The sequence below is a fragment of the Streptomyces sp. NPDC092952 genome (assembly GCF_044754785.1).
In the GTDB taxonomy this organism is placed as follows: domain Bacteria; phylum Actinomycetota; class Actinomycetes; order Streptomycetales; family Streptomycetaceae; genus Streptomyces.
Genome location: NZ_JBIVPT010000031.1, coordinates 50661 through 59249, shown reverse-complemented (window position 1 = coordinate 59249; position 8589 = coordinate 50661). Strand labels below are relative to the sequence as shown.

General features: G+C 73.2%; 9 protein-coding genes and 1 pseudogene. 6 read left to right on the top strand and 4 right to left on the bottom strand.

What is annotated here, in order from left to right:
• Positions 1-262: 262 nt before the first annotated feature.
• The 3 genes and pseudogenes from ACIQGQ_RS35390 to hemL all read right to left on the bottom strand — a co-directional run.
• Positions 263-365, bottom strand: a pseudogene (locus tag ACIQGQ_RS35390) (IS5/IS1182 family transposase); the annotation flags it as partial.
• A gap of 162 nt (positions 366-527) precedes the next feature.
• Positions 528-1175, bottom strand: coding sequence for a histidine phosphatase family protein (locus tag ACIQGQ_RS35385; protein WP_366297729.1), 648 nt, complete (start codon positions 1173-1175; stop codon positions 528-530).
• Between the two features lie 83 nt (positions 1176-1258).
• Positions 1259-2575 (bottom strand): glutamate-1-semialdehyde 2,1-aminomutase, encoded by a 1317-nt coding sequence (gene hemL, locus ACIQGQ_RS35380; protein ID WP_402404213.1) that lies wholly within the window; start codon positions 2573-2575, stop codon positions 1259-1261.
• A gap of 146 nt (positions 2576-2721) precedes the next feature.
• On the opposite strand from hemL, the gene ACIQGQ_RS35375 reads away from it, so the two are divergent.
• Positions 2722-3312, top strand: coding sequence for a hypothetical protein (locus tag ACIQGQ_RS35375; RefSeq protein WP_352278533.1), 591 nt, complete (start codon positions 2722-2724; stop codon positions 3310-3312).
• A 129-nt stretch (positions 3313-3441) separates the two neighbouring features.
• Here the strand turns inward: ACIQGQ_RS35375 and ACIQGQ_RS35370 are convergent, their stop codons facing one another.
• Positions 3442-3996: an NAD(P)H-dependent oxidoreductase gene (locus tag ACIQGQ_RS35370; RefSeq protein ID WP_366297578.1), complete on the bottom strand. Its 555-nt coding sequence runs from the start codon at positions 3994-3996 to the stop codon at positions 3442-3444.
• A 130-nt stretch (positions 3997-4126) separates the two neighbouring features.
• On the opposite strand from ACIQGQ_RS35370, the gene ACIQGQ_RS35365 reads away from it, so the two are divergent.
• The 5 genes from ACIQGQ_RS35365 (at position 4127) to ACIQGQ_RS35345 (ending at position 8586) form a co-directional block, all read left to right on the top strand.
• The gene (locus tag ACIQGQ_RS35365; RefSeq protein WP_402404208.1) at positions 4127-4816 is read left to right on the top strand and encodes a TetR/AcrR family transcriptional regulator; all 690 of its coding nucleotides are present in this window, start codon (positions 4127-4129) and stop codon (positions 4814-4816) included.
• Positions 4817-4936: 120 nt separating this feature from the next.
• Entirely contained in the window at positions 4937-5947 is a 1011-nt protein-coding gene (locus ACIQGQ_RS35360) for an Acg family FMN-binding oxidoreductase (protein ID WP_402404205.1), read from the top strand.
• 37 nt (positions 5948-5984) lie between these two features.
• Positions 5985-6806 (top strand): DUF6597 domain-containing transcriptional factor, encoded by an 822-nt coding sequence (locus tag ACIQGQ_RS35355; protein ID WP_402404202.1) that lies wholly within the window; start codon positions 5985-5987, stop codon positions 6804-6806.
• 102 nt (positions 6807-6908) lie between these two features.
• Positions 6909-7763: an NAD(P)H-binding protein gene (locus ACIQGQ_RS35350; RefSeq protein ID WP_402404200.1), complete on the top strand. Its 855-nt coding sequence runs from the start codon at positions 6909-6911 to the stop codon at positions 7761-7763.
• 82 nt (positions 7764-7845) lie between these two features.
• Positions 7846-8586: a Mut7-C RNAse domain-containing protein gene (locus ACIQGQ_RS35345; protein WP_402404197.1), complete on the top strand. Its 741-nt coding sequence runs from the start codon at positions 7846-7848 to the stop codon at positions 8584-8586.
• The last annotated feature ends 3 nt before the right edge of the window (positions 8587-8589 follow it).

The window sequence follows — 8589 nt, the reverse complement described above, 5'->3', positions numbered from 1 at the left end:
CGGCTGGCTGCACACCTACAATCACCACCGTGGACACACCGCACTCGCAGGCAAACCACCCGCCAGCCGCGTCCCCAACCTCACAGGGCAATACAGCTAGGGCGTGTTTCGAAAGTGGCGTCGTCCGCACGATGCGCTCCGGCCCGGTAGCGGTCGGCGAGTTCGTCGAAGCAAGTGGCGATCGCGCGGAACCTCTTGAGGGGGTCGAAGAGGGACCCTCGCGGTCAGCCCGCCGGGGAACCGGCCCAGGGCCTGGCCGGCCGACGCGCGTTCCGGACCTCCACGGACGCCCACGACCGTCCGCACCGGGCAATAGCGGGGCTGCCCACTCCCCCCGCCGCATCCGTCAACTCGCCACGGACCACTGCGAGATCAATGACCGGGCAGGCCCCAGCAGTTGATGACGGTGCTACAGCCACCACGCGGGCAGGGAAAAAGACGATCGCCGGACGGGTGGATGAACCACACCGTCCGGCGATCCGGCCGTTCCGGGAGAGTCCTCGGTCCGGCCGCTTCGGGGAGAGGCCTCAGGCGCCGAAGGCCTTCGACTTGCCCTTCACCGGCTTCGCACCGGCCAGCAGATGGGCCGGCACCAGGTCGCGCGCCGGTTCCGTGTAACCGACCGAGACGATCTTGTCGCCCCGGTACGTGAAGCTGGTCAGCGAGGCCAGGGTGCACTGCCGCTTGCGCGGGTCGTGCCAGAGCCGCCGCCGCTCGACGAAGCTCCGGACGATCCAGATCGGCAGCTGGTGGCTGACGCAGACCGCCTCGTGGCCGCGCGCGGCGTCGCGCGCCGCGTCCAGCGCGCCCATCATCCGGACGACCTGCTCGATGTACGGCTCGCCCCAGGACGGCCGGAACGGGTTGGTCAGGTGCTTCCAGTTGTCCGGCTTGCGCAGCGCGCCGTCGCCGACGCCGAAGGTCTTGCCCTCGAAGACGTTGGCGGCCTCGATCAGCCGCTCGTCGGTGGCCAGCTCCAGGTCGTGCGTCTTGGCGATCGGCGTGGCCGTCTCCTGGGCGCGCTCCAGCGGGGAGGCGACGACATGGGTGATGTCGCGGCCCGCCAGGTGCTCGGCGACCCGGTCGGCCATCTGGCGGCCGAGCTCGGAGAGGTGGTAGCCGGGGCGGCGCCCGTAGAGCACGCCCTCCGGGTTGTGCACCTCGCCGTGGCGCATCAGGTGGACGACGGTGATGTCCGCGCCGTCCTTGTCCTTGCGGCCCGTGCCCTCGGCGGGTCCGGTGTTCTCACTCGTCTCGCTCATGCGGTGGCCTCCGAGGCGGCGCGGGCGGCGGCGGGCAGGGCGGCGGCGATCCGCTCGACGGCCCGCGCGTCATGGGCGGTGGAGACGAACCAGGACTCGAAGGCCGAGGGCGGCAGGTAGACGCCCTGGGACAGCATCGAGTGGAAGAAGGCGGTGAAGCGGAAAGCTTCCTGCTGCTTCGCCTCGTCGTAGTTCCGCACCGGGCGGTCGGTGAAGAAGACGGAGAACATGTTGCTCGCCGCCTGCACGGTGTGCGCCACGCCCTCCTTGGTCAGCGCCTCGCCGACCAGGGTGCGGATCTCCGCGGAGACCGCGTCGACCTTGGCGTACGCCGCGTCGTCCAGCAGCCGGAGCTGGGCGAGGCCGGCGGCGGTGGCGATCGGGTTCCCGGAGAGGGTGCCCGCCTGGTAGACGGGGCCGGCCGGGGCGAGGTGCGCCATCACGTCCGCGCGCCCGCCGAAGGCCGCGGCCGGGAAGCCGCCGCCCATGACCTTGCCGAAGGTCATCAGGTCGGGCCGCACCCCGTCGACGCCGTACCAGCCGGCCTTCGAGGTACGGAAACCGGTCATGACCTCGTCGGAGATGTACAGGGCGCCGTTGGCGGAGCAGATCTCCTTGAGCCCGGCGTTGAAGCCGTCCAGCGGCGGCACGACGCCCATGTTGCCCGGCGACGCCTCGGTGATCACACAGGCGATCTCGCCGGGGTGCGCGGCGAACGCCTCGCGGACCGCGTCCAGGTCGTTGTACGGCAGCACGATCGTGTCGCCGGCCTGGGCGCCGGTGACCCCCGGCGTGTCCGGGAGGCCGAAGGTGGCGACCCCGGACCCGGCGGCGGCCAGCAGCGCGTCCACGTGGCCGTGGTAGCAGCCGGCGAACTTCACCACCTTGGCCCGGCCGGTGAACCCGCGGGCGAGCCGGATCGCCGACATGGTCGCCTCGGTGCCGGACGACACCAGCCGCACCTGCTCCACCGGCTCGATCCGGGCCACGATCTCCTCGGCGAGCGCGACCTCGCCCTCCCCCGGCGTACCGAACGAGGTGCCGCGGGCCACCGCCTCCTGCACCGCGGCGATGACCTCGGGGTGGGAGTGGCCGAGGATCATCGGCCCCCACGAGCACACGAGGTCGACGTACTCACGTCCGTCGGCGTCGGTGAGGTACGGGCCGCGGCCGGACACCATGAAGCGGGGCGTACCGCCCACGGCCCGGAAAGCACGTACGGGAGAGTTCACGCCTCCGGGCGTCACGAGGGACGCGCGGTCGAAAAGCGTCTGCGAAACTGGGGCGTCATAGGGAAAGCTCACACAAGCCATGGTGTCAGAGCCTCGGACGGACTCGCGGACAGGTGTTTCACCGGACGCCCGCGGGGGAGGTCACTGACACGATGATCGGGTTGCGCGGCGGGCGCCGCGGCTGCTCAGCGGCCGTTGCTCCTCAGTAGTAGTCGGGTGGATGAGATATGCATCGCGGTGGCGGAGCGGGCGAGGGGACCGGCGGCCCGGGGTCCGAGCCTGCCCGGCGGGGTCGGCACCGGCGTGAGGCGGGGCGCGAGAAGGGCGTACGGGCCGGGGGTGCGCAGAGCGGCGAGTCCGGGATCGGGAGTGGTGGCCGGATGGGGGTGACCTACAAGTACTTCGGCGCGCCGGACGGGGCGACCGCGGCGCGGGTGCCCATTTCGATGCGCCCCGAGGAGCTGGGCGGCGACGAGCTGGGCATGGGCGGCATGTTCACCAAGATCAAGCCCGAGACGGTGGCGGCGATGGTCCTCACCGGCATACAGGGCATACCGCTCCACAAGGTCCCCCCGCTCGAACTGGTCGTGCTGCACCCCGACTACGCGGTGGTCAAGCTTCCGATGACGGTGGTCGACCCGCTGCGCGGCGTCGGCGAGGAGTCGGTGGGCGCGGCGGCGTTCATCTGGTCCACCGTCCCGGACCGCGGCGGCCCGCGCGACGCGTTCAACGTCTACCGGCTGCTCCACGAGTGGCAGGACTTCTCGCACCGGCTGCACGACGCGGGCCATCAGGCGTACTGCCTGGTCTGGCCGTGATCCCGCCCCGTCGCGGCCCGGTACGGGGGCGGCGGGTCCTCGGACATGCCGAAGGCGGCGCGGGCCTGGTGCCCGCGCCGCCTTCGCGCGTACGGTCCCGGCCTCGTCCGGCCGGATGCGCCCCTGGGATCAGGCGGCGGTGGTGGCCGCGCCGACCTTCGCGATGACCTCGGCGATCGCGGTGGCGACCTCGGCGTCGTCGGCCGGGTGGGTCTCGGCGAAGCGGGTCACGGAGCCGGGGATGGACAGCTTGACGTCCTCCAGGACCACGGCACCGGCGATGCCGGCCGACTTGCGGGCGTCGTCCTGCGCCCAGACGCCGCCGTACTGGCCGAAGGCGGTGCCGACCACGGCGACCGGCTTGCCGGAGAGGGCGCCGGCGCCGAACGGGCGGGACAGCCAGTCGATGGCGTTCTTCAGCACGGCGGGCATGGTGCCGTTGTACTCGGGCGAGAAGAGCAGGAAGGCGTCGGCGCCCGCGGCCGCCTCGCGCAGCCGGGCCGCCGCGGCCGGGACGCCGCCCTCGACGTCGATGTCCTCGTTGTAGAAGGGCACGTCGGCAAGGCCCTCGTAGATCTCGATCGAGGCGCCCTCGGGGGCGTGCTTGGCCGCGGCCTCGGCGAGCTGGCGGTTGTGCGAGCCGGCGCGGAGGCTGCCGACGAGAGCGAGGATGCGTACGGACATGGGGAACTCCCGGGGCGGAGTAGTGACTGATATGGAAAGCACTCAAGAGAGCGGACCGAGGTCCGTTTAAAGTTGTACCACCTAACCGGACCGTGGTCCATTTTTCTTCATCTGGCGTTACGCTGAGTTCATGAACGGCCCCGTTGAGCCTCTGCCCCAGCTGCCCGACCCCGCCCTCCCGGCCTTCCCCGCCCTCTCGGCCCTCCCGGACGCACCGGACGGGACCCGGAAGAACCTCCTGATCGCCGACGAGCCCCCGCTGCGGGCCGACGCCGCGCGCAACCGCACCCTGCTGCTCGACGCCGCCTCCCGGCTGCTGTCCTGCTGCGGGGCGGCGGAGCTGACCATGGATTCGGTGGCCGCCGAGGCGGGCGTCGGCAAGGGGACCGTCTTCCGGCGCTTCGGCGACCGGGCCGGCCTCCTGATCGCCCTCCTGGACCACCGGGAGAAGCAGTTCCAGGCCGCCTTCCTCTCCGGGCCGCCCCCGCTGGGCCCCGGCGCCCCCGCGGTGGACCGACTGCACGCCTTCGGCCCCGCCGTGCTGCGCCACGAGCGCGACCACCACCCGCTGATCCTGGCCAGCCGGACCGACCCGCTGCGCGCCTACGCCGTCCCGGCGTACCGGCTGCGCGTCAACCACGTCGCCATGCTGCTGCGGCAGGCACACGCGCCCGGCGATCCGGAGCTGCTCGCCCACACCCTGCTCGGCTCCGTCGAGGCGGCCCTCGTCCACCACTTCACGGTCGACCGGGGCCTGCCGCCGGAACACCTGGAGGACGGCTGGCACCACCTGGTCGACCGGCTCACGGCGCGGGCGTAGACCGGGACCCGCCGGGCCCGGTGCGCAAGCCCCGACTTCGGGACGAAAGCCGGATATCGCCCTGGCCGGAGTTGATCCATGCTGGAGGGACATCGACAGTTCCCGAGCCCCGGGGGTCCGATGACCGTCCAGACGCCCACCGACGCGACGGTGACCGGCCTGGTGGCCGACGCCACCACCGCGCCGTCCATGCACAACGCCCAGCCCTGGCGCTTCCGCTACGGGCGCGGCAGCGGCACGCTCGGCCTGTACGCCGACTTCGAGCGGCGGCTCCCGGAGGCCGACCCCGCCAACCGCGCCCTGCACGTGGGCTGCGGCGCCGCCCTGCTGAACCTGCGGGTCTCCGCCGCCCACCACGGACTGGACGCGGCCGTCAGCCTGCTGCCGGAGCCGGCGGACCCGACGCTGCTCGCCTCCGTACGCCTTTCCGCACCCCCGGCGCACGACGGCGCTCCCGGCGATCCGGACGGCGCCGCGCTCGGGGCGCTGTATCCGGCCGTCGCGAAGCGGCACACCAGCCGGTACCCCTTCGACGACCAGCCGGTACCGGACGACGTCCGCGCCCGCCTCGTCGACGCGGCCCGCGCCGAGGGCGCCGAGCTCGTCTTCCTGGCCGAGCCCCATCTGGAGACCGTGCTCGACCTGATCCGGGACGCCGAGGGCTACGACCGGGGCGACCCCGCGCGGGAGGCCGAGCAGGAGCACTGGGCCCGGTTCTCGAAGACCGACGCGCCGGTCGACGGCGTCCCCGACTACGCCTTCGGCCCCCGCGACGCCGCCGAGCGGGCCACCAACCGCGACTTCGCGGGCAGCAGGCCCACCCCCGGCCGGGCCCGCGTCCTGTTCGAGCGCAACCCCCAGCTGGCCCTGCTGAGCACGTCGGACGACCGCCCGGCGGACTGGCTCCGGGCCGGTCAGGCGCTGGAGCGGGTGCTGCTCGTCGCCACGCTCGACGAGGTGTCCACCTCCTTCGCCAACCAGCCCCTCGAATGGCCGGATCTGCGCTGGGTCCTGCGCGATCCGGTGCACGGTTCGGGCAACCCCCAGATGATCATCCGCCTGGGTTACGGGCCCACCGGCCCGCGCACCCCGCGCCGGGCACTGGAACGGGTACTTACGTTCGAGTCGTAGCCCGTTCATCGATTCGGAACGGCCTAGGATCGCCGCCATGGCAGCACCCCGACGCGATACCCGGGGCATCGTCGACGCCCCCGAACTCTTCACCCAGGTGCGTTTCCGCCGCCGCGAACCCGCCGCCGAACTGCGCCCCTACCTGGAGCACTACTGGCTGATGGACTGGGACCTGTCCGAGCCGTACGCCTCCCACCTCGTGCCGCACCCGTCCGTGAACCTGGTCTTCCAGCGGTACTCCGGCGATGCCGGGGAGCAGGGCCCGGAGTTCGCGGAGGTCTCGGGCATCGGGCTGGGGCTCTTCACCCAGAAGCTGGCGGGCCGGGGGCGGGTCTGCGGGGTGCAGTTCCGGCCCGGCGGGTTCCGGCCGTTCGCGCCGGGGCGGCCGGTCTCGCGGTGGACGGGGCGGCGGCTTCCCGTCGCCGAGGTGTTCGCCCCGCCCGCCCCGGCGTCGGCGGTCCTGGACCCGGCGGAGGAGGACGCGCGGGTCGCGGCGCTCGACCGCTACCTGCTGGCGCTCGGCCCGGAGCCGGACCCGCAGGCCGGGCGGGCGATGGCCCTGGTGGACCTGGTCCGCACGGACCGGACGGTGCGCCGGGTCGGCGGGCTGGCCCGCGCCGAGGGGCTCTCGCCCCGCTCGCTCCAGCGGCTCTTCGCCACGTACGTGGGCGTCGGCCCCAAGTGGGTGATCCTCCGCTACCGCATCCACGAGGCGCTGGAGCGGGCCACGTCGGACCGGCAGGTGGACTGGGCGGCGCTCGCCGCCGAACTCGGCTACAGCGACCAGGCCCACCTGATCAGGGACTTCACCTCCACCGTCGGCGCGCCGCCGACCGCCTTCGCCCCGCGCCCCTCCTGAAACCGGGTTGACGGCCCCGTACCGCCTGCGGAACATTTATCTGCGCCACGCAGCTTATTCACCGAAGAAGACAATATCCACGCACCGCCGAAGGAGTTCCCCATGCACACCCTGGTCACCGGATGCCGCGGACGTGTCGGCTCCGCGCTCGTCCCGCTGCTGCTCCGCGACGGCCACACCGTCCGCGCGGCCTCCCGCACCCCCGAGGGGCTCACGGCCACGGCCGCCGCGCTGCCCGAGGGTGTACCGGTCGTCACCTGCGACCTCTCCGACCCGGCCACGTTCGAGGCCGCCCTCGACGGGGTCGACTCCGTGTTCCTGTACGCCGAACCGGCCGGGATCGACGCCTTCCTCGACGCGGCACGGGCCGCCGGGGTCGACCACATCGTGCTGCTCTCCTCCGGCTCCGTCCTCGCCCCGGACCCGGAGCGGAACCTGATCGCCGCCTCCCACCACGCGGTGGAGCAGGCCCTGATCGCCTCGCCGATCACCGCGACCCTGCTCCGCCCCGACGCCTTCGCCAGCAACGCGTTCCAGTGGGCGGAGTCGGTACGGGCCCGCGGCTCCGTCGACCTCCCGTACCCCGGCAGCCACAGCAGCCCCATCGACAGCGAGGACATCGCCGAGGCCGCCCTCGCCGTCCTCACCGACGCCCGGCTGCGGGGCGGCGCGTACCACCTGACCGGCCCCGAGTCGCTCACCGCCGCCGAGCAGGTCGGCCTGGTGGCGGCGGCGGCCGGACGGCCCGTCGCGGTCAACACCGTGTCCCCGGAGGACTGGAAGAAGGCCCTGTCGGCCCATCTGCCCGCGCCGATCGCCGACGCGCTCCTCGCGTACACGGCCGCCTCGGACGGCGTCCCGGCCGCGGTGACCGACGGGGTCGAGCGGCTGACCGGGCACCCCGCCCGCACCTTCGCCGACTGGACCGCGAAGCACGCCGCCGCCTTCCGTCCCTGAGCCTCCGAGCCCCCGAGCCCCCCTGATCCGCCGCGCGCGAATCCGCTGGCCGCCCCGGACCCGCCGATGACATCCTGACCTGGTGAACGGACCCGAGATCCACCTCGAAGTAGCCCCTGAACTGCGGCTGTTCGTCGCGCACGAACGCCGCCTCGGGCGCACGGCCGTGACGACCGACGGCGCCTCCACGCTCGGCCATGTCGTGGAATCACTCGGTATCCCGCTCACCGAGGCCGGGCAGATCCTGGTCGACGGCCGGCCCACGCCCGTCTCGCACATCCCGGTGGCGGGCGAGACGGTCGAGGTCCGGGCCGTGGAGCGCCCCCAGCGGGTCCCGGGCGCCCCGCTGCGCTTCCTGCTCGACGTCCACCTCGGCACGCTGGCCCGGCGGCTGCGGCTGCTGGGCGTCGACGCGGCGTACGAGAGCGAGGACATCGGCGACCCGGCGCTGGCCGCCCGCTCGGCGCGGGAACGGCGCGTCCTGCTCTCCCGGGACCGCGGGCTGCTGCACCGGCGGGAGATCTGGGCCGGGGCATACGTGTACAGCGACCGGCCGGACGACCAACTCCGGGACGTGCTCGGCCGGTTCGCGCCGCATCTCGCCCCGTGGACCAGGTGCACCGCCTGCAACGGCCCGCTGAAGACCGCCGACAAGGACTCGGTCAGCGGCCGGCTGGAGCACGGCACGCGGAGCTCGTACGACGTCTTCGCGCAGTGCACCGAGTGCGAACGGGTCTACTGGCGGGGCGCCCACCACTCCCGCCTGGAGGCGATCGTCACGGAGGCGCTGGCCGAGTTCGGCCCCGGGCTGCCTCAGGGCTGAGCC